This is a genomic window from Streptomyces sp. S07_1.15, from assembly GCF_020739505.1.
In the GTDB taxonomy this organism is placed as follows: domain Bacteria; phylum Actinomycetota; class Actinomycetes; order Streptomycetales; family Streptomycetaceae; genus Streptomyces; species Streptomyces xinghaiensis.
Genome location: NZ_JAJBZK010000001.1, coordinates 5926524 through 5945342 on the forward strand (window position 1 = coordinate 5926524; position 18819 = coordinate 5945342).

19 protein-coding genes are annotated in these 18819 nt (G+C 73.4%); 15 read left to right on the forward strand and 4 right to left on the reverse strand.

The features are described 5' to 3' along the window. The first annotated feature begins 1 nt into the window (after position 1). The 8 genes from LIX60_RS25405 to LIX60_RS25440 all read left to right on the forward strand — a co-directional run bounded on the left by LIX60_RS25405 (position 2) and on the right by LIX60_RS25440 (position 6148). Entirely contained in the window at positions 2-418 is a 417-nt protein-coding gene (locus LIX60_RS25405) for a conjugal transfer protein TraB (protein WP_227960929.1), read from the forward strand. 75 nt (positions 419-493) lie between these two features. Continuing rightward, positions 494-2797: a hypothetical protein gene (locus tag LIX60_RS25410; RefSeq protein WP_227962991.1), complete on the forward strand. Its 2304-nt coding sequence runs from the start codon at positions 494-496 to the stop codon at positions 2795-2797. Positions 2798-2858: 61 nt separating this feature from the next. Next, complete coding sequence (locus LIX60_RS25415) at positions 2859-3008, forward strand: hypothetical protein (RefSeq protein WP_227960931.1); 150 nt, start codon at positions 2859-2861, stop codon at positions 3006-3008. 78 nt (positions 3009-3086) lie between these two features. Beyond that, complete coding sequence (locus tag LIX60_RS25420; protein ID WP_227960933.1) at positions 3087-3617, forward strand: hypothetical protein; 531 nt, start codon at positions 3087-3089, stop codon at positions 3615-3617. A 188-nt stretch (positions 3618-3805) separates the two neighbouring features. Beyond that, positions 3806-4027, forward strand: a complete 222-nt coding sequence (locus LIX60_RS25425; protein WP_227960935.1) for a helix-turn-helix domain-containing protein — start codon at positions 3806-3808, stop codon at positions 4025-4027. Between the two features lie 69 nt (positions 4028-4096). Continuing rightward, positions 4097-4561 carry a hypothetical protein gene (locus LIX60_RS25430; RefSeq protein WP_227960937.1) on the forward strand — a complete coding sequence of 155 codons (465 nt, stop codon included), beginning with the start codon at positions 4097-4099 and terminating at the stop codon, positions 4559-4561. A gap of 322 nt (positions 4562-4883) precedes the next feature. Further along, complete coding sequence (locus LIX60_RS25435; RefSeq protein WP_227960939.1) at positions 4884-5759, forward strand: helix-turn-helix domain-containing protein; 876 nt, start codon at positions 4884-4886, stop codon at positions 5757-5759. 218 nt (positions 5760-5977) lie between these two features. Then, the gene (locus LIX60_RS25440) at positions 5978-6148 is read left to right on the forward strand and encodes a hypothetical protein (RefSeq protein WP_227960941.1); all 171 of its coding nucleotides are present in this window, start codon (positions 5978-5980) and stop codon (positions 6146-6148) included. Positions 6149-6168: 20 nt separating this feature from the next. Here LIX60_RS25440 and LIX60_RS25445 read toward each other — a convergent pair whose 3' ends face one another. After that, complete coding sequence (locus LIX60_RS25445; protein ID WP_227960943.1) at positions 6169-6312, reverse strand: hypothetical protein; 144 nt, start codon at positions 6310-6312, stop codon at positions 6169-6171. Positions 6313-6711: 399 nt separating this feature from the next. Between LIX60_RS25445 and LIX60_RS25450 the strand changes: the two genes are divergently transcribed. Genes LIX60_RS25450 through LIX60_RS25460 form a run of 3 tightly spaced genes read left to right on the forward strand, consistent with a single transcriptional unit; the run spans position 6712 to position 9033 of the window. Then, positions 6712-7260: a hypothetical protein gene (locus LIX60_RS25450; protein WP_227960945.1), complete on the forward strand. Its 549-nt coding sequence runs from the start codon at positions 6712-6714 to the stop codon at positions 7258-7260. Continuing rightward, positions 7257-8333 carry an integrase gene (locus tag LIX60_RS25455; RefSeq protein ID WP_227960947.1) on the forward strand — a complete coding sequence of 359 codons (1077 nt, stop codon included), beginning with the start codon at positions 7257-7259 and terminating at the stop codon, positions 8331-8333. The genes LIX60_RS25450 and LIX60_RS25455 overlap by 4 nt, the downstream gene beginning before the upstream one ends. Before the next feature lie 31 nt (positions 8334-8364). Further along, positions 8365-9033 carry a hypothetical protein gene (locus LIX60_RS25460; RefSeq protein WP_227960949.1) on the forward strand — a complete coding sequence of 223 codons (669 nt, stop codon included), beginning with the start codon at positions 8365-8367 and terminating at the stop codon, positions 9031-9033. A 102-nt stretch (positions 9034-9135) separates the two neighbouring features. Here LIX60_RS25460 and LIX60_RS25465 read toward each other — a convergent pair whose 3' ends face one another. Both LIX60_RS25465 and LIX60_RS25470 read right to left on the reverse strand, forming a co-directional pair. Next, positions 9136-9789 carry an MBL fold metallo-hydrolase gene (locus LIX60_RS25465; protein ID WP_227960951.1) on the reverse strand — a complete coding sequence of 218 codons (654 nt, stop codon included), beginning with the start codon at positions 9787-9789 and terminating at the stop codon, positions 9136-9138. A 4-nt stretch (positions 9790-9793) separates the two neighbouring features. After that, the gene (locus LIX60_RS25470; RefSeq protein WP_227960953.1) at positions 9794-10522 is read right to left on the reverse strand and encodes a maleylpyruvate isomerase family mycothiol-dependent enzyme; all 729 of its coding nucleotides are present in this window, start codon (positions 10520-10522) and stop codon (positions 9794-9796) included. A 252-nt stretch (positions 10523-10774) separates the two neighbouring features. Between LIX60_RS25470 and uvrA the strand changes: the two genes are divergently transcribed. Continuing rightward, a complete protein-coding gene (uvrA, locus tag LIX60_RS25475; RefSeq protein ID WP_227960956.1) occupies positions 10775-13687 on the forward strand; it encodes an excinuclease ABC subunit UvrA in 2913 nt (970 codons plus the stop codon). A 200-nt stretch (positions 13688-13887) separates the two neighbouring features. On the opposite strand, the gene LIX60_RS25480 is transcribed toward uvrA, so the two are convergent. Next, positions 13888-14829 carry a carbohydrate kinase gene (locus LIX60_RS25480; protein ID WP_227960958.1) on the reverse strand — a complete coding sequence of 314 codons (942 nt, stop codon included), beginning with the start codon at positions 14827-14829 and terminating at the stop codon, positions 13888-13890. Positions 14830-15075: 246 nt separating this feature from the next. On the opposite strand from LIX60_RS25480, the gene LIX60_RS25485 reads away from it, so the two are divergent. The 3 genes from LIX60_RS25485 (at position 15076) to rapZ (ending at position 18791) form a co-directional block, all read left to right on the forward strand. Further along, a complete protein-coding gene (locus LIX60_RS25485; RefSeq protein WP_227960960.1) occupies positions 15076-15510 on the forward strand; it encodes a Rieske (2Fe-2S) protein in 435 nt (144 codons plus the stop codon). Between the two features lie 258 nt (positions 15511-15768). Beyond that, on the forward strand, positions 15769-17865 hold the full coding sequence (uvrC, locus tag LIX60_RS25490) for an excinuclease ABC subunit UvrC (protein ID WP_227960962.1): 2097 nt from the start codon (positions 15769-15771) through the stop codon (positions 17863-17865). After that, complete coding sequence (rapZ, locus tag LIX60_RS25495; protein WP_095757550.1) at positions 17862-18791, forward strand: RNase adapter RapZ; 930 nt, start codon at positions 17862-17864, stop codon at positions 18789-18791. The genes uvrC and rapZ overlap by 4 nt, the downstream gene beginning before the upstream one ends. Positions 18792-18819 lie beyond the last annotated feature (28 nt).

Here is an 18819-nt window from a genome sequence, read left to right on the forward strand (position 1 = left end):
CATGGGTTCCGAGATCGAGCCGTACACCGTCCACCTGCCCGACCGCGCCGAGAAGCCCTCGTTCACGCGCCTGATGGGGCAGGTGGCGACGCTGACCGCCTCCGCCCTCGCGCTGAAAGAAGGGCTGTGGCTGCTCAAGCGCCGCATGGAGCACGACGCAGCCGACGCGGACCACCTCGCCGAGCAGTGCGCGGCGGCGGAGGTCGAGCCGAAGTTCACCGGCCTGGTGCACGAGGCCGGGGCCGCGCTGCGAGCGGTCGCGGAGGCCTCCGGCGAGGTGGCCGGCGCCGCCGACGTCATGGAGCACGAGGCCCGCGGGCTCGGCGACGCCCACCAGGCCGAGTACCGCGGCGTGTACGAGGCCGTGAACGCCTCCGGCGTCCGCCAGGCCAAGCCCGGGTTCTACCGCACCCGCTGACCGCACCACCCCCCATCACGGGCCGCGCCCCCACCCGGGCGCGGCCCGTTCCCGTTCACCACCTGGAGGAGCACCGTGACCGCCGAAACCGTCCAGCCCACCGCCCCGGCCGCGCCCGCCCCGTTCTCCGCGACGGCCGCACGCCGCCTCGCCGCCGTCGAGTGCACCGCCTACACCGCCGCCGGGATCACCGCCGCCATCGGCCCGCAGACCGACGCCCTGTGGCTGCACGCCGGAGCCGTCGCCCTCGGCGCGGGCACCCTGTGGCGCCTGTGGTCCCGCACCCGCGACGCCGACGGCGCCCGCCTCCTCACGACCGCGTACCGGTCCCTCCCCGCCCTCGGGATCTCCGGCGCGTACACCGCCGCCCTGATCACCCCCGGCGCGGCCTGGTGGGAGTACACCGCCCCGCTCCTGGCCGCCGGAGCCGCAGCGCTCGCCGCCCCGTGGACCCGGTCACGCAGCATCCGGCACCGTGCCGAAGAGCTCCCGGCCGTCATCGAGGAGCAGGGCGCCGCGGTCGCCCAGGAGCTCCCCGCCCCGGCCGCCGTCGACCCGTACGCGGACGGCCTCACCCGCCTGTGGGCCGCTTCCCCCGCGACCGGCGGGACGACGCTCACGCAGGTCCGGCAGTACAGCCCGGAGCGGCCGGATTTCGAGGCCGTGATCCTCGCCCCGGCCGGGCAGGCCGTGCCGGAGTCGGTCAACGAACGTGCTGTCGCGGCCGTCTTCGACGTTCCCGTGACGGCTGTCGATGTCGCGGAGATCCCGGGCGCTGGCCCCGGCCGTCTCGCGGTGCGCGTCGCCCCCTCCCTCGCGGAGCAGCGCGCCCGGCAGGCCCTCACGCCCGACGAGGTCATCGAGCAGGTGTGGGCGGAGCGCGTCGCCGCCAGGAACGGCATCGCCCCCGGGATGCACCGCGTCGCGCACCGGATCGAGGACGACCGGCTGGTGATCCGCGTCGAGGCGGAGGACAGCCAGATGATCCGCCTGCCGCGCGTGCAGCTGGCCCGCGCGCTCGACGTCGCAGACCCCGACCTCGTCATGGTCGAGACCGACGGCATGGCCCGCGGCGTCGTCACCGTCTACCGGGAGCACCCGCTCATCAACATCCGGGAGGCGACGCCGGAGGATCTGACGATGGACGCGACCGGGCGGATCGTCCTCGGGCTCCAGCACGACGGACGCCCGGCCCGGTGGCCGCTGTACGACCCGGAGCTCGGCGCCATTACCGACCTGATCGTCGGCGCCCCGGGCTCCGGCAAGTCGGTCACCCTGAACACGGTCCTCGCGGCGGAGCGGATCAGCGGCGTCGTCTCGATCGTCGCGGACGCGCAGAACGGCATGAGCCTGCCGGAGGCCCGCGGCCGGGTCTACCACTTCGGGGCCGGCATCGCGGCCGTCGGCGCCACGCTCGCCGCCGCCTGCGCGGTCGGTGACTACCGGGAGCAGATCGCCGCCGCGAACGGCTGGGGCGCCTGCGAGATCGGCCGCCCGTGGAAGCTCATGAACATCACGATCGACGAGATCAACAAGGTCTTGGGGGCGGAGGCCGAGGTCCCCCGCGAGTACCGCAAGTGGGTCACGGGCCTGATCGGGCACTTCCAGCTCACCGGCAGGAAGTTCCTCGGCGGCATCCGGTTCGCCGGTCAGTCGATCCACCTCACCGACCTGGGCGACTCCGAGAAGATCCGGGCGAACGCCAAGAACGGCTCGGTGTGGCTCGGCCGGGTGAACTCCACCATGACCGCGTCCATGGCGGCCGACATGGTCACCGACGGCACGGAGGTCACGCCGATCCCGAAGTGTTTCGGGTCGGCCGCCGCTGAGGTCGAGGCCGCATGGTCCGGCGAGGAGACGCCCCCCGGGCCGATCACCGCCGGTCGGGCCTGGCACCTGCAGAGCGGCCGGGCCGCGTCCATGCGCACCTTCAAGGCCGTGAAGGAGAACCGCGCGTTCCCGGGCCTGATCAACCTGTACGAGTCCGCGCCGATCCCGGGCCTGACCCCGGAGGAGGACGGGGTCTTCCAGGAGGCGTACGCCATCGCCCTCGAGGCCGCGGAACGCCTCCTCGCCGGAGAGGACCCGTACGCCGCCGAGGAGGACCAGGAGGACGGCGGGAAGAGGACCCGGAAGCAGGAGACGGCCGCGCCCCGGCGCTCCGCCGTGCCGACCCCGCCCCGCACGCTGCCGGACCTGGTGCTGGCCGCCCTCACGGATGGGCCGCTGCGCACCCGGGAGATCCGGGCTGCGGTCGGCGTCGGGGAGCCGGACGGACCGGCCTCCGGCTCCGTCGACAACGCCCTGTCGAAGCTCGCCGAGACGGGCCGTGTGGTGAAGGCCGGCCACGGTCGGTGGGCTCTCCCCCCGACTGACTGACGGCCGTCAGTGTCTCCCTCCATCCTGGTGCCTCCGCACCTGGAGGACGGAGACGCGACGCATGGAGGACTTCGAGTTCGAGTGCTGGCGGTGCCTTGCCGACTGCACCGTCCAGGGCACGCCCAAGGGGTTCTGGACGACGACGCACTACGAGCTACCGACCGAGTGGGAGTGCTGGAACTGCGGCGCGATCAACATCACGCCGGACTAGCACCCCGTCACCACCCGAGAGAGGCCCGGACCCGATGGTCTGGGCCTCTCCGTATGCCCGCCCTGGAGGAGACATCCGATGCACCCGCCCGCCCCGGCACCCGCCCGGGATCACGCTGCTCCGCCCGTCCCGGAGGCGGTGCCCGACCTCGACGCCCGCATGGCCGCGACGGACGCCGCGATGACCGTCCGCCTGGAGCTGGCCGCGCTCGCCCTCGACGTCGACGCCTCCGCCCCGGAGACCGTGCTCCGCCTGGAGGACGTCATCACCGGCCCCGTGCAGCTCCCCGAGCCGGAGGAGACGCCATACCCGACACCGGCCGCCGCGGCGCTCCAGCGGGCCGCCCGCCGCCTCACCGACGGCGGGTGGTGCCGTGGCGCCCTCATCGACGCCGAGGGCGCCCGCTGCCTGTACGGCGCGGTGCGCGCGGAGGCCCCGACCGCCCGCGCCGAGGCCGACGCCCTGGCCGTGCTCCTGGACGCGATCCGCCGACGCTTCCCCGGCGCCGGATCCGTCCCGGACGCGAACGACCGGTGTCTCACCGATGGGTGGGCCGCCGTCCGTGTGCTCGGGGAGGCCGCTCGCCTCGCCGACGCCCGCGGCCTATGACCCCTCCAGACCGCCCTGCCACCCTCCCTGGCCCCCGGCTGCCCCTCCACGCGAGGGAGCGGCCGGGGGCCCCTTTTTTGTGCGTCCCCGCCTGTCGCGAGGTGTGGCACACTGCCCCGCTGCTCCCGGCCGTCCCCGTGTGGGACCGCACGAAGACGGCACGTCCACCACGGCAGAAGGAGGCCCCCGTGGGCACCGACAACCACGGCCCGGAGTGGCTGACCCGCCAGCAGTTCGCGGACGCCCTCCAGGTCCACCCCAAGACCGTCTCCCGCTGGATCGCCGCGGACTCGACGATGCGCGTGCGGCGCCTCGGACCGACCGGTCACCGGGTCCGCATCCACCGCTCCGAGCTGGAGCGCCGCCACCCCGGCATGTCCCCAATTGGGGACACCACGGCGTCCGTCTGACCGCCGCCGTCCCCGAGCGGTCCACGGCCGCCGACCACTCACCGCCATCCGAAGAGAGGACACCGTCCCGTGAAAGCCGCCCGCCCCACCGCCGCCGACCGCATCGCCGGGACCCGCCGCCCCGAGAGCTCCCGGTGCTGGCTGTGCGGTGCCCACGGCGTCCCGGAGCGGACACTACGCGCGGATGTCCATGTGTCCGGGCACCTCTGCCTCGGCTGCTGGGACCTCCAGCCGCGCGGCCGCAACCCGTGGTCCCGCGCCGCCTCCGCCCTGTACGCCGCCCTACAGCTGCCGCGCGAGTGGCACACCACCGGCTACCGCTCCGGATGGCTGGAGGCCGCCGCCCTGCACCACGGCATCACCGCGTGGCACGACGCACCCCAGGGGACAGCACTACCGGCCGAACCGTTCGCCTGGATCCCCCGGGACGCCTTGCAGGCCGCGGCCGCCGACCTCCACGCCCGGGCGGAGGAGTTCCAGCGGTCCCGTATCGCGCCCTCCGCCCGCCCGGCGGGAAAGGCCGGCCCCCGGTGAACCAGACGCCCCCCGCCCCCGACGAGGACGACGACCAGGGCCCGGAGGACAACGACCAGGACGAGGGCCCCGGCCCCGGCTCCGCGTTCACCCTCGCCTCCTGACGTCCTGTCCGTGGGCGGGCACCAGCACCCCGCTACGGCCCGCCCGCCGGACCTCTGCAGACCCTCTACGGGGCCCTCCCGGCCCCTCTACGCCCGTACACCGCCCCACTACGGCCCACCCGCCCACGTCCCCCGACCAGGCCCGGCCACCCCCTGAGCGTTCGCTCACTGGGTGACAAGGGATGCGAACAAGGACACAACGAACCAGGAGGAGCGCCATGGCGTCCGCTGCGCAGCTCGCCGCCCGTCCCGTTCTCCCGCGCCTTCCTGACGGCACCTACGCCGTCCAGGACCCGCACGACCCGGAGGTGACCACCCTGTGGCGCGTCGACGGGGGCGCCCTGCACCCGTGGCCGCTGCGGCAGCGCTGGGCACCCCGGCCGCCGAAGGCCGACCCCGACGTCCCGCCCGAGGAGCGCCGGGCCCGCCGGGAACGCTGGTACGCAGAGGTCTACTGGCCGTGGAAGCTCGCCGTCGCCGAGGAGATCCGCCGCGCGCCTCTCACCGCGGCCGACCTGTTCGAGCGCCTGGTACCCGAGCACGAGCGGCCCCGGGCCGTGTTCGCCGCCATCCTCGACGGCCGCCCCACGCGCGAGGAGCTGGACGAGGCGCAGCGCCAGGAGGAGGAGGCCGACCGGGACCACGTGCGCACGGTCGCGGTCCTGGCAGCCGCCGGCCTCCCGTACCGGCACATCGCCCGGGCCTACCGGGTGTCGCCGTCGACCGCATGGACATGGGCGCGGCGCGGAGCGGAGCTCTGGCACCAAGAGGGAGGCGCGGAGGCTCTGGCGGCCGCCCTCGCCGCGCTCCCGCCCCTGGAAGACCTCAAGGCCCGCACGGCGGCCCCGGCGGTCTCCAGGGCTCGCCAGGAGACGCCCGGGGCACCGTCCGACCGGCCGCTGCCCGAGGTCACCGATGAGGAGTTCACCGCGTGGGCACACGCCCGGTTCGGCGTCGACCCGGAGGACCTGACGGAGCTGCTGGACGTCGTGGCCGCCGCCGACTGGACGGAGCTGGAGGACGTGACAGCAGCCGATGCCGGCCAGCTCGCCGCGCTCCTGGACGACCTCCCCGACGAGGACCCCGGCGCCTGACGTGCCGCGCCACAACACCCGCCACGACAGCTCGGCCCGGGGCTACAGGACGCTGCGGAAGGACTACACCCGGGCGGCGGCCCGGGCGTCTCCTCCGCCCGGGCGCGCCCTGCCCCGTCCGGGGTCCCTTTGCTGTCCTCCTGGCCCCGTTCCCCACCTATGAGGTGAAGGCGGGAGGTGCCCGCCCGATCGGAGGTCCTGACGTGAAGGTGCGATTCGTGGGCGGTCCCCTCGCCGGGCGCGAGCTGGTGACGACGCCGGGCCCGTGGTTCGGCGACTGGATGACGATCGGAAACCAGGACTGGGCGCTGTACGTGCCCACGCACCGCGACCCGGTGACGGGCGTGGTCCTGGCGGAGGTCCTAGCGAGGGCGCCGCGTCACCGGTAGCACAGCGCCCTCGGGGATGGTCATGGCTGGTGCCTCAGCAGGAGATAGAGCAGCGTGACCACCCCCGCTCCAACCAGCAGCGCTGATCCGAGCTGGGCGTCCTGGTAGGCGATATACGCGACAGCGCCGCCGATCGCGAGGAACACAATGGCGGTCAGATCCATGTGACCCTTCAAGGCACGGGCCCCCTTCGGGCTACCGGGGAGCCCGCCGAATCTCCGCCAAGAGTCTGCGCGGCGGGCTCCAGAAACCAGATAAGGCCTGCTCCCGGAAGGGGAACAGGCCTAAATAAGCAGAAAGGCCCACTGCTCCCAGGAGCGTGGGCCAACACGAGGACAACCACCCTTCCGGTGAGGGAGGGGCGGAGGTCTTTCGGTTGTGCGGCTCTAGAGCACCAGATCCCGGGCGGAGTCGGCACCACTTCGGAACAAGTTGTGTCTCGCGTCACAGCCCCGTTCTTCCGGTCCTCATGTCCCCCCGTGGGTCCGCGTGTTCCCGCATGTCCCCGTCTGACGACGGATAACCTCTCCTTATCCGACGCCAAGACCGGAGGAGACCGCTCGATGGGTGAGTTGCGGACCGACGTTCTGTACGCCGTCGCAGACCTGTTCACAGAGGGCCAGCCGTGGCCCGTCCGAGTCCTCGACGCACGCCGCTGGAGTTCAACGTCGTCCCGGGACCGCTCGGGTTTCGTATGGCGGCTCGACAACGCCGGTGACACCCCGGGTTCCTCCTGGGACACCAACTACGGGGTCGCCTGCCTGTACTGGTCTCCCACTGACCCCGAACCGGATGGGGCGGCGCTGCTCGAGTACCCGTGGGAGCCGCTCCCCGAAGACCCAGAGGAAGCCGGTGCCGAACTCACCCGCCGCGCGAAGGAGACCGGGCCGGGGCGCGGGCACTCCTCGGTATGGCTGTGCCTGGTCCCGATTCCCCGCCGGCGCATCAGCACCCGATGGCTAGAGCCCGCTCAGCGCGAGGCGTGGGCGCAAGCCAGTGCACGTCTGGCAGCCCTGGGGCTGGGCTCGGTGCAGTACGGCGGCCCGGGCGACCATGCGCCCATCTCACTGGCTCAGCTCACCGCGCTCCTGGACCGGGCGGAGCAGGCGTGAACGACGACGTGCAGTTTTCGGCGCTTCCGGTCGCCGACGAAGAGCGCCCCGCCCTGGTCGTCCAGTGGGCGCAGCGCCACGGCGTGGAGGTCGCGCAGCGCCTCGCGGACGCGGAGGACTTCGCCGACGCGGTCCAGCGGCGGCTACGGCCGGCGAACACGACGGACACGTACGCGAAGGCGTGGCGCGTCTGGACGCGGTTCTGCGCCGACCAGGAGTTCCCCGTGCTGGAGGCCACGCGCGGCGCCCTGGTGGCGTTCGTCGTGTGGCTGCTCGACCGGGGCCGGACGGACGGGAAGGGCTACGCCTCCTCGTCGGCCGGGACGATCCTCGCCGGGGCCGTCGTGGAGCTGCGCCGCCGGGGCGCGGAGGTGAGCCGGGACGACCAGGCACAGGCCCGGGCGACGCTGGAGGCCGCCGCCGTGGAACTCCTCAAGGCCGGGGAACGGCGCGGGCGGGGCCAGGCGGCCGCGGCCGAGGTGCCCGACCTGTACCGGGTGGTGCGGGCCTGCCCCGACACTCTCGCCGGGGCTCGGGACCGGGCGCTCATCCTGACCGGCTTCCACTACGCCTCGCGCGCCCAGGACCCCGCCGGCCTCCTCGCCGGAGACGTCACCCTGACGCCGCGCGGCCTGGTCGTGTCGGTGCTCACCGGCAAGACGAAGCACTCCGTCCGGGACGCGAAGATCAACTATCAGGACGACCCGGAGGTCTGCCCCGTGGAGGCGTGGAAGGCGTACCGGGCGCGCCTGGCCGCCGAGGCCGCGCCGCGCTGGTCGGAGCCGACCGCGCCCGCGTTCGTCGGCGTCGACCGGCACGGCAACGTCACCGGCGGCATGGTCCCGGACAGCGTGACCCGGGCCGTCAAGCGGACCAGCGTCCGCGCCGGGGTCCCCCTCGCCTGGACCGGCCACAGCCTCCGCATCGGCCTGGCCACCACCGCCCGCAAGCGCGGGAAGGACGCCGTGACGATCGCGGACCAGGGCGGATGGGCCCGGCACTCCCGCTCCATGAACGGCTACTTCCAGCGGGTCGACGGCTGGGAGGACAACGCCACCGCTGGCCTCACCTGACCACCGCCACCAGACCAGACAGGAGACCTCAGTGGGGCGCACCATCCATGAGGACGTCGCCGAGGATGAGCTGGCCGACATGCTGGCCGACCCCGACCATGCGAAGCACCTGCACGCCGTGGCCGCCCGGCTGCGCGACGGACGCTTTCCCGGCTGGCTCGCCGCCATGATCGGGCAGACACCGGCCCGGCCCGGCTCCTGGCCGCCGCACCAGGTCGCCGCGTTCGCAAGCGTCATGACCCGGCTCGCCTACGGAAAGGTCGCCCGCCGCCGTATCCGGGTCGGAGCGTCCCCCGGAGCGGACGCCGACCGTACGGGCAACGCCGCCCGCCTCCAGGGACTCCCGGCACCGTTCGTGGCCCATCTGAACATGACCCAGCACGGGGCCGACTCTGACGGCCTTCTGGAGTGGACCGAGCCGGTCACGACGTGGCGCAGCACTGCCGTGCCAGTCCTGGGCACGCACGTACTCCACGGGGCCATTCAGGCGCCGTTCGAGGTGCGCCCGTCCTCGGTCCCGGTGGAAGTGGGCTACACCCTGCCGAGCCGCACCTTCGCGCACCTGCTCACTGACGGAGCCGTGGCCCGCTGGCCCTACGAGGACGACGAGATTCACCTCCTGGTCGACCTGGAGCGCGCCGGGCCGCACATGGGGACGCGACCGCTCCCGATCGACGTAGAGCCGGTGCGAGTGCTGTGACCTGACACACCCTGCGGGAAAACTGACACCACCCACCTACCAGGAGGGGCCGCACGGCGCGCGGGTGCGGCCCGCCCGTACGGAAGTAGTCGCGTTGGACGGCTACCAGCCGCGGGCCCGCCACTCGGGCAGATGGGGGCGCTCGGCGCCAAGGGTGGTGTCGTTGCCGTGGCCGGGGTAGACCCAGGTCTCATCCGGCAGGACGCCGAACACCTTCGCCTCCAGGTCCTGCATGAGGGAGTTGAACTCCTCAGGCCGTGTTGTCCGGCCGGGACCGCCGGGGAAGAGGCAGTCGCCGGTGAAGACGTGCGGGTGCCCGTGCGGGTCGTCGTAGACCAGGGCGATGCTGCCGGGGGTGTGCCCGGTGAGATGGCGGGCGGTGAGGCCGATCCGGCCGAAGTGGATGGTGTCCCCGTCGTCCACCAGCACGTCCGTGGAGACCGGAATGCCCGCGGCGTCGTACCGGCCGGCGTGGGTCCGGGCCCCGGTCGCCGCCACGACCTCGGCCAGGGCCTGCCAGTGGTCACCGTGCTGGTGGGTGGTGACCACCCCGGCGAGACCACCGTCACCGATCAGCTGGAGGAGGGTGTGCGGCTCGTCCGCCGCGTCGATCAGCAACTGGGCGTCGGTGGCCCGGCAGCGGAGCAGATAGGCGTTGTTCTCCAGGGGCCCCACCGCCACCTTGGAGATCATCAGGTCCGTCAGTTCGTGCACATCGGCCGGTCCGCCGACCTTCACCGCTCCGCTGTACGTCATGGGATCAGCCTAGTGGGGGAAGGGAGGGAAGCGGGGAGCCGCCCGCGTCGAGTCCCGTACCGGCCTCGCGGCCGGTCAGCCAGCCCAGCAGGGCGGCGGGGGAGCCGGAGACCCGCAGGGGGTCCCCGCCGGGCCGGCCGGTGCGCCACTCGCGCCCGCCGTGTGCACCGGAGGCGGCGACGATCAGGGCCGGTACGTCCTCCCGGCCCGCGAAACGCCCACCGGCGACCTGCGCCAGCAGCCCGTCGGTGAAGAAGCCCGGCAGATCGGCGATCTCGCGGCCGATGCCCAGATCGACGTGGTGCAGCTCCACCTCGGCGAGCCGCCGGAAGGGCATGTCCACGGCGAGACCGGTCGCCCCGCCCCGGAGTTCCACGGTGCGGGACCAGTCACCGGAATGAAGTGCGGCCGCCGCGTCGTTGAAAGCGGAAGAGCTCCTCTCCAGATCGTCGAGCTGGACGGCGAGCGGCCGGCCGGCGCCGTCCCCGATCGCGGCGTCCCGCGCTTGTTCGTCCGGGTACATGGGGATGCGCTCGCCGGTGCGGGCCGAGACGAGCACGTTGACGAGCGCGTCGGCGTTGCGCGCCAGATGGGTCAGCACGTGACCGCGGGTCCAGCCCGGCAGCCGGGACGGTGCGGCGACGGCTGCGTCGTCCAGCCCGCGGACCGCGGTGAGCAGCCGTTCCGTGGCCTCGCGGACCGCCGTGAGGTCGCGCGCGAGATCGGTTGTCATACCCCGACGCTATCGTCACGAGCCGGGGGTGTGGTCGGTATCGAGCCGCCGTGGGAAGCGGCGGGAGAGGTGGCGGACGAGAGGACGGAAGAAGCAGCCGGCCGACAGTAATCGAAAATGCGTGCGATAGGCTCGGATCGGCCCCGAAGCCGTGTCCCATCGCCGGGACACCGCCGTGGCACGCCCCATTACCCTGGGTCCGGGGCTCCGCACCGCACCCCCGTCGCTTTCTCAAGAAAGGTGCCGACCGGCGTGGCCGACCGTCTCATCGTTCGTGGCGCTCGCGAGCACAACCTCAAGAACGTCTCCCTCGACCTGCCCCGCGACGCCCTCGTGGTCTTCACCGGGCTGTCGGGTTCGGGCAAGTCCTCCCTCGCGTTCGACACGATCTTCGCGGAGGGCCAGCGCCGCTACGTCGAGTCGCTCTCCTCCTACGCACGGCAGTTCCTCGGGCAGATGGACAAGCCCGACGTCGACTTCATCGAGGGCCTCTCCCCGGCCGTCTCCATCGACCAGAAGTCGACCTCGCGCAATCCGCGCTCCACGGTCGGCACCATCACCGAGGTCTACGACTACCTCCGGCTCCTCTTCGCCCGGATCGGCAAGCCGCACTGCCCCCAGTGCGGCCGCCCCATCGCCCGGCAGTCGCCGCAGGCGATCGTCGACAAGGTGCTGGAGCTGCCCGAGGGCAGCCGCTTCCAGGTGCTCTCCCCGCTGGTCCGGGAGCGCAAGGGCGAGTTCGCCGACCTCTTCTCCGACCTGCAGACCAAGGGCTACAGCCGCGCCCGGGTGGACGGCACCACCGTCCAGCTCAGCGATCCGCCGAAGCTCAAGAAGCAGGAGAAGCACACCATCGAGGTGGTCGTCGACCGCCTCACCGTCAAGGCCGGCGCCAAGCGGCGGCTGACGGACTCGGTCGAGACCGCCCTCGGGCTCTCCGGCGGCATGGTCGTCCTCGACTTCGTCGACCTCCCCGAGGACGACCCCGAGCGCGAGCGGATGTACTCCGAGCACCTGTACTGCCCCCACGACGACCTCTCCTTCGAGGAGCTGGAGCCCCGCTCCTTCTCCTTCAACTCGCCCTTCGGCGCCTGCCCCGAGTGCACCGGCATCGGCACCCGCATGGAGGTCGACCCGGAGCTGGTCGTCCCGGACGAGGAGAAGTCCCTCGACGAGGGCGCCCTGCACCCCTGGTCGCACGGGCACAGCAAGGAGTACTTCGGCCGGCTGATCGACGCCCTCGCCGACGCCCTCGGCTTCCGTACCGACATCCCCTGGGCCGGGCTGCCCCAGCGCGCCAAGAAGGCCCTGCTGCACGGCCACCGCACGCAGATCGAGGTGCGCTACCGCAACCGCTACGGCCGCGAGCGGGCGTACACCACCGCCTTCGAGGGGGCGGTGCCCTTCGTCCGCCGCCGGCACGGCGAGGCGGAGACCGACAGCAGCCGTGAGCGCTTCGAGGGCTATATGCGCGAGGTGCCCTGCCCGGCCTGCGAGGGCACCCGGCTCAAGCCGATCGTCCTCGCGGTCACGGTCCAGGGGCGCTCCATCGCCGAGGTCGCCGCGATGTCCATCAGCGACTGCGCGGACTTCCTCCGGGAGATGAAGCTCAGCGACCGCGAGAAGACGATCGCCGAGCGGGTGCTCAAGGAGGTCAACGAGCGGCTGCGCTTTCTCGTGGACGTCGGCCTCGACTACCTCTCCCTCAACCGCGCCGCGGGCACCCTCTCCGGAGGCGAGGCCCAGCGCATCCGGCTCGCCACCCAGATCGGCTCCGGTCTGGTCGGCGTGCTCTACGTCCTCGACGAGCCGTCCATCGGGCTCCACCAGCGCGACAACCACCGGCTGATCGAGACCCTGGTCCGGCTGCGCGACCTCGGCAACACCCTCATCGTCGTCGAGCACGACGAGGACACCATCAAGACCGCGGACTGGGTGGTGGACATCGGCCCCGGCGCCGGCGAGCACGGCGGCCATGTGGTGCACAGCGGGCCGCTGGCGGAGCTGCTGGCCAACGCGGAGTCGGCGACCGGCCAGTACCTGTCCGGCAAGAAGTCCATCCCGCTGCCCGCGAGCCGGCGCCCGGTGGACCCGGCCCGGCAGCTGACCGTGCACGGCGCGCGGGAGAACAACCTCCAGGACATCGACGTCTCCTTCCCGCTGGGTGTGTTCACCGCCGTCACGGGCGTCTCCGGCTCCGGCAAGTCCACCCTGGTCAACGACATCCTCTACACGCACCTGGCGCGCGAGCTCAACGGCGCCAAGTCCGTGCCCGGCCGGCACACCCGGGTCGAGGGCGACGACCTCGTCGACAAGGTCGTCCATGTCGACCAGTCGCCCATCGGCCGCACCCCGCGGTCCAACCCGGCCACGTACACCGGTGTCTTCGACAACATCCGCAAGCTCTTCGCGGAGACGATGGAGGCCAAGGTCCGCGGCTACCAGCCGGGCCGCTTCTCCTTCAACGTCAAGGGCGGACGCTGCGAGAACTGCTCCGGCGACGGCACGATCAAGATCGAGATGAACTTCCTCCCGGACGTGTACGTCCCGTGCGAGGTCTGCCACGGCGCGCGCTACAACCGGGAGACGCTGGAGGTCCACTACAAGGGCAAGTCCATCTCCGAGGTCCTGGACATGCCGATCGAGGAGGCACTCGACTTCTTCGAGGCGGTGCCGAGGATCTCCCGCCATCTGCGCACGCTCCACGAGGTGGGGCTCGGCTACGTCCGCCTCGGTCAGCCGGCGCCGACCCTCTCCGGCGGCGAGGCCCAGCGGGTGAAGCTCGCCAGCGAGCTGCAGAAGCGCTCCACCGGCCGCACGGTCTACGTGCTGGACGAGCCCACCACCGGGCTGCACTTCGAGGACATCAGCAAGCTGATCACGGTGCTCTCCGGGCTGGTGGAGAAGGGCAACACGGTGATCGTCATCGAGCACAACCTCGATGTGATCAAGACCGCGGACTGGGTCGTCGACATGGGCCCGGAGGGCGGCAACGGCGGCGGCCTGGTGGTGGCCGAGGGCACACCCGAGCAGGTCGCCGCGGTGCCCGCGAGCCACACCGGCAAGTTCCTCCGCGACATCCTGGACACGGTGAGCGACGCCCCCGTTCCGGCCGCGAAGAAGCGCTCCGGGGCACGCAAGCGGGTCGCGGCGGCCGCGAAGTGACGGCGGCGGCCGTGCGGTAGGGGGCCGTCCAGCCGGGTTGACGACGGCGCCCCCGGCCCCGCTCCGCGCTTCTCCGCGCGGCGCCGGGCCGGGGGCGCCGTGCCGTGCTGTGCTCCGGGCTCTCCGCGCCCGGCACCCGCCTCCCGGACCCGGGTCCTTCCGGCGCCCGCCCGGCGCGCCGCCCCGCCCGGGCCGGCAGCTCAGGGCCGGCCGGTGAGTTCCTCCGCGTACGGCGGCCGGGCGCCCGCCCGGGAGCAGGTGACCGCCGCCGCCCGGGAGGCGTACGCCAGGACGTCCCGCCACTCCTCGCCGGAGAGCCGCCGCGGGCCGCCCCGGACCAGGGCACCGTGCGCGTCCAGCCGGTGCAGCAGCGCGGCGTTCACGGTGTCGCCGGCGCCGATCGTGTCCACCACCTCGACCGGCTCGGCCGGCACCGACCACTCGCCGTCCCGGGTCAGCACCGTCAGCCCGTCCCCGCCCCGCGTCAGCACCACGGCGTCCGGGCCGGCCTCCAGCCACGCGCGCGGATCCCCGCCCAGCCACTCCGCGTCCTCCACCGACAGCTTCACCAGTCCGACCGAGGGCAGCCAGGACCGGAACCGCGCCCGGTAGGCGTCCGCGTCGGGGATCAGCTCCGCCCGGATATTGGGGTCCAGCGCCGTGAGGACGCCCCGCGCCGCCTCCCGCCGCAGCAGCGCCTCGTACGCGCTCGCGCCCGGCTCCAGCACGAGAGAGCAGGTGCCCAGCGACAGGGCCCGGGTGTCCGGGGGCAGGGGGCCGGGCAGCTCGAACAGCCGGTCCGCCGTCCCCTCGGCGTAGAAGCGGTAGCCGGCCGAGCCGTCGGCGCCGATCTCCGCGACCGCGAGCGTCGTGGGCTCCGGCCCGCGCTGCACCAGCGCGGTGTCCACCCCGTCCGCGCGCAGGGCGCGCAGCAGCTCCGTACCGAAACGGTCGGAGGACACCCGCGAGCAGAACGCGGCCCGGGCACCGAGCCGGCCCAGGGCCAGGGCGGTGTTGAACGGCCCGCCGCCGAGCCGGGGGGCCAGGGCGGGCAGCCCGCCGGGCCCGGAGCCCGGGGGCGAGGGCTCCGGAGGGGCGGACGGAACGAGGTCGATCAGGGCTTCACCGGCTATGACGATCACATGTCCCATCCTCGCCCGGGGCGGGCCGGTGCGTCCACGGTCCCGCGTGCCCCGCGCCCGTCCGGCGTCCCGGCCCGTCCGGCCCGGCGCCCGGGGAGGGCGGGGCGGCCGGCTGCGCCGACGGGCCGCCGGTAGGGTTCGGGGACAGCGGCATCCGCCCGCCGCGACCGGCGCCGGACCACCGGCCCGGCCCGTGGCGTCCGGCCGCCGGCGCCACCCGCACCACGCTCCGACCAGGGGGTTCCCATGACCAGCCAGCCCGCGGCCTCCCGCCGCACCCTGCTCCGTGGAGCCGCGCTCGCCGGTGCCGCCGGGGCCGGGCTCACGGCGTGCGGCGACGGCGGTGGCGGCGGCGGGACCGGCGGCGGGGAGGCCCCCTCCGCGCCGGTCGACCTCGGAGCCGCCGACGAGGTTCCCGTCGGCGGCGCCAGGCTCTACCGGGAGCAGCGGTTGCTCGTCAGCCGGCCGGCCGAGGACGAGTACAAGGCGTTCAGCGCCGTCTGCACCCACCAGCGCTGTGTGCTGAGCGCCGTCGAGGGCACCGGCGCGGACTGCGCCTGCCACGGCAGCCGCTTCGACGCCGAGACCGGCAAGGCGCTGCGCGGCCCGGCCACCAAGGCGCTGCCAGCCGTCCCGGTCTCCGTGCGGGACGGCAGGCTGGTGGCCGGCGGGGACGCCTGAGCACCGGCCGGCAGGGGCCGGGACGCCGGCCGGCGACCGCGCCCGGACCGGGATCCGGCGGCGGCCCGGGAGCCGTGGCCGAGGCGCGGCACCCAGCCGCGGCCGAAGGGGCCCGCAGCACCAGCCCCGTGGCGGCCCGCCCCGCCCCGCCGCAGCCGCCAACACCCCCCGGAAGCCCCGGAAAGCCCGCCGCGCGCGGCGCCCGCGCCGGGGCGGGGAACAGGCGGCGGTGTCCTACCACGCCAGTAGGGTGGAGCCATGGCAGACCCCAGCAGTTACCGACCCAAGCCGGGACAGATCCCCGACTCGCCCGGGGTCTACAAATTCCGTGACGAGCACCGCCGCGTGATCTACGTCGGCAAGGCGAAGAGCCTCCGCCAGCGGCTCTCCTCCTACTTCCAGGACCTGGCGGGCCTCCACCCGCGCACCCGCACCATGGTCACCACCGCGGCGTCGGTGGAGTGGACGGTGGTCTCCACCGAGGTCGAGGCCCTCCAGCTCGAATACTCCTGGATCAAGGAGTTCGACCCCCGCTTCAACGTCAAGTACCGCGACGACAAGAGCTATCCGTCCCTCGCGGTGACGATGAACGAGGAGTTCCCCCGCGTCCAGGTGATGCGCGGTCCCAAGCGGAAGGGCGTGCGCTACTTCGGCCCGTACGCCCACGCCTGGGCCATCCGCGAGACGGTCGACCTGATGCTGCGGGTCTTCCCGGTGCGCACCTGCTCCGCCGGTGTGTTCAAGCGCTCCGCGCAGATCGGCCGCCCCTGTCTCCTCGGCTACATCGGCAAGTGCTCGGCCCCCTGCGTCGGCCGGGTGAGCGCGGAGGAGCACCGCGAGCTCGCCGAGGACTTCTGCGCCTTCATGGCCGGCCGCACCGGCGCCTACCTCCAGCGCCTGGAGCGGTGGATGCGCGAGGCCGCCGAGGAGATGGAGTATGAGCGGGCCGCCCGCCTCCGCGACGACATCGAAGCGCTCCGCCGGGCCATGGAGAAGAACGCCGTCGTCCTCACCGACGCCACCGACGCCGATCTGATCGCCGTCGCCGAGGACGAACTGGAGGCCGCCGTCCAGATCTTCCACGTCCGCGGCGGCCGGGTGCGCGGCCAGCGCGGCTGGGTCACCGACAAGGTCGAGGCCGTCGACACCGCCGGCCTCGTCGAGCACGCCCTGCAGCAGCTCTACGGGGAGGAGAGCGGCGAGGGCGTCCCCCGCGAGGTGCTGGTCCCGGCGCTGCCCGATCCCGTCGAGCCGCTCGCCGACTGGCTCGCCGGGCGCCGCGGCTCCCGCGTCGACCTGCGGATACCGCAGCGCGGCGACAAGAAGGACCTGATGGCGACGGTGCTGCGCAACGCGCAGCAGGCGCTCGTCCTCCACAAGACCAAACGCGCCTCCGACCTCACCACCCGCTCCCGGGCCCTGGAGGAGATCGCGGAGGCGCTCGGCCTGGACTCCGTGCCGCTGCGGATCGAGTGCTTCGACATCTCCCACCTCCAGGGGGAGGACGTCGTGGCCTCCATGGTGGTCTTCGAGGACGGCCTCGCCCGCAAGAGCGAGTACCGCCGCTTCCAGATCAAGAGCTTCGCGGGCCAGGACGACGTCCGCGCCATGCACGAGGTCATCGGCCGCCGCTTCCGCCGCTATCTGCGCGAGAAGATGGCGACCGGCGAGTGGGACGAGGAGACGGGGAACGGCCCCGAGGGCAACGGGGCGAACGGGGCGGACGGGGCGGACGGGGCGGCCCCGGACGGCGCGGTTCCGGAGCCCGGCCTCCCGGGCGGCCCCGTCGACCCCGAGACCGGCCGGCCCCGCCGGTTCGCCTACCCGCCGCAGCTCGTCGTGGTCGACGGCGGGCAGCCGCAGGTCGCGGCGGCCCGGCGCGCCCTGGACGAGCTCGGCGTCGACGACGTCGCCGTCTGCGGCCTCGCCAAGCGCCTGGAGGAGGTCTGGCTGCCCGGCGAGGACGACCCCGTCGTCCTGCCCCGCACCAGTGAGGGGCTCTACCTCCTCCAGCGGGTCCGTGACGAGGCACACCGTTTCGCCATCGCCTACCAGCGCAGCAAACGGGGCAAGAGCCTGCGTGCCGGGCCGCTGGCCGAGGTACCCGGGCTGGGCGAGACCCGCCGCAAGGCGCTGCTGAAGCACTTCGGCTCCGTGAAACGGCTCCGGGCCGCCACGATCGAACAGATCTGCGAGGTGCCCGGGATCGGCCGCCGGACGGCCGAGCAGGTCGCCGCGGCGCTCGCCGGCGCCGCACCGGCCGCTCCGGCGGTGAACACCGCGACCGGAGAGATGATGGAAGAGGACGAGCCGGCGGCTTCCCCGCCGCCGGGGATACGGGGGCAGCGAGCATGAACGGCCACGAAGGAGAAGAAGCTCAGGTGAGTACGGGCACCACGGCGGACGCGGCGGACACGGCCGCCATCCCCGAGCTGGTCATCATCTCCGGCATGTCCGGGGCCGGCCGCAGCACCGCGGCGAAGTGCCTGGAGGACCTCGGCTGGTTCGTCGTGGACAACCTCCCCCCGGCGCTGATCCCCACCATGGTGGACCTGGGGGCGCGCTCCCAGGGGAACGTCGCCCGGATCGCGGTCGTCGTCGACGTCCGCGGCCGCGGCTTCTTCGACAGCCTCCGCCAGTCGCTCGCCGACCTGGCCGCCAAGAACGTCAGACGCCGGGTGATCTTCCTGGAGGCGTCCGACGACGCCCTCGTACGGCGCTTCGAATCCGTCCGCCGCCCGCATCCGCTGCAGGGCTCCGGCCGGATCGTCGACGGCATCGCCGCGGAGCGGGACCTGCTGCGCGAGCTGCGCGGCGACGCGGACCTCGTCATCGACACCTCCAGCCTCAACGTCCACGAGCTGCGCGCCAAGATGGACGCCCAGTTCGCCGGCGGCGAGGAGCCCGAGCTGCGGGCCACCGTCATGTCCTTCGGCTACAAGTACGGCCTCCCGGTCGACGCCGACCTCGTCGTCGACTGCCGCTTCCTGCCCAACCCGCACTGGGTCCCGGAGCTGCGCCCCTTCACCGGCCTCAACGAGGAGGTGTCCGGCTATGTCTTCAACCAGCCCGGCGCCAAGGAGTTCCTCGACCGCTACACCGAGCTGCTCCAGCTCATCGCCGCCGGCTACCGCCGCGAGGGCAAGCGCTATGTGACGGTCGCCGTCGGCTGCACGGGCGGCAAGCACCGCAGTGTGGCGATGTCCGAGAAGCTCGCCGCCCGCCTGGCCGCCGAGGGCGTGGAGACCGTGGTGGTCCACCGGGACATGGGGCGCGAGTGAGGAGCCCGCGGCAGCCCGAGCCCGGTTC

Bases quoted from the DNA above. Each gene is read 5' to 3' on its own strand.
- LIX60_RS25405 (WP_227960929.1), top strand. From the start codon at position 2: ATGGGTTCCGAGATCGAGCCGTACACCGTCCACCTGCCCGACCGCGCC.
- LIX60_RS25415 (WP_227960931.1), top strand. From the start codon at position 2,859: ATGGAGGACTTCGAGTTCGAGTGCTGGCGGTGCCTTGCCGACTGCACC.
- LIX60_RS25420 (WP_227960933.1), top strand. From the start codon at position 3,087: ATGCACCCGCCCGCCCCGGCACCCGCCCGGGATCACGCTGCTCCGCCC.
- LIX60_RS25435 (WP_227960939.1), top strand. From the start codon at position 4,884: ATGGCGTCCGCTGCGCAGCTCGCCGCCCGTCCCGTTCTCCCGCGCCTT.
- LIX60_RS25445 (WP_227960943.1), bottom strand. From the start codon at position 6,312: ATGGATCTGACCGCCATTGTGTTCCTCGCGATCGGCGGCGCTGTCGCG.
- LIX60_RS25450 (WP_227960945.1), top strand. From the start codon at position 6,712: ATGGGTGAGTTGCGGACCGACGTTCTGTACGCCGTCGCAGACCTGTTC.
- LIX60_RS25465 (WP_227960951.1), bottom strand. From the start codon at position 9,789: ATGACGTACAGCGGAGCGGTGAAGGTCGGCGGACCGGCCGATGTGCAC.
- LIX60_RS25470 (WP_227960953.1), bottom strand. From the start codon at position 10,522: ATGACAACCGATCTCGCGCGCGACCTCACGGCGGTCCGCGAGGCCACG.
- LIX60_RS25485 (WP_227960960.1), top strand. From the start codon at position 15,076: ATGACCAGCCAGCCCGCGGCCTCCCGCCGCACCCTGCTCCGTGGAGCC.
- uvrC (WP_227960962.1), top strand. From the start codon at position 15,769: ATGGCAGACCCCAGCAGTTACCGACCCAAGCCGGGACAGATCCCCGAC.
- rapZ (WP_095757550.1), top strand. From the start codon at position 17,862: ATGAACGGCCACGAAGGAGAAGAAGCTCAGGTGAGTACGGGCACCACG.